Source organism: Pseudoalteromonas sp. HM-SA03 (genome assembly GCF_002289345.1).
Lineage (GTDB): Bacteria > Pseudomonadota > Gammaproteobacteria > Enterobacterales > Alteromonadaceae > Pseudoalteromonas.
On sequence record NZ_NSDG01000056.1, the window covers coordinates 43,619 to 44,288 of the forward strand.

1 protein-coding gene and 1 pseudogene are annotated in these 670 nt (G+C 43.8%); both read left to right on the plus strand.

The annotated features are described in order from the left end of the window. A partial coding sequence (locus tag CKO50_RS24260; RefSeq protein WP_217989651.1) for a PoNe immunity protein domain-containing protein occupies nucleotides 1–202 on the plus strand: 202 nt, incomplete at its 5' end. 9 nt (nucleotides 203–211) lie between these two features. Further along, nucleotides 212–670 (plus strand): annotated as a pseudogene (locus CKO50_RS24625) (hypothetical protein); the annotation flags it as partial.

Consider the following 670-nt stretch of genomic DNA (forward strand, 5'->3'; position numbering starts at 1 on the left):
AGCACTTGCAAAAGCCTATCTAGAGGCTTGGTATGTATTGGAGGGTAGCCCAGATTATCATTTAATGGATACAGATGCATACATTGGCTATTGGTGCTGGGAAATTGCACTTGTTGTTAAGTTATTCAATATTGATGATAGCAGCTTTATTGACCACCCATACTACCCCAAAGACCTCGTACATTGGCAAGATAATCAGTAGGAGATAAAGGTGCGCGATACACGGAGAAGTAACGATTACTTCGAAGAATTCTTAGTCGACATTGAAGTTGGCATTAAAGAAACACAGGAAGCCCTCGATGCAGGTAATTTTACCACACCTAGNGATGTTGCCCAGCGTATATATCAGCTCGCGATTATGCGAGGGGTAGCGCACTACTCATACGGTGCTCACCTTGGGGATATTAAGCGCTATACCGAAGCGATTTTGCCGTATCGCAAACAACTGACACACTACTGTGATAAGTTACCTGCAAATCATCAAATATACCGTCACGCTTTTGAAAAGTTGGGCGGGCAAATCGATGCCGTCGGCTCCCCTAATATCAATCGTTATATCTACACTTTGTGGTGGCTGGCACTTTTACAAGCCTGTGATGTCGCTCCAGCTCATATTCAAGAAGTGCTCGATGTTATTGACGAACGCGGCAAAGACACCTTACTTGATAAT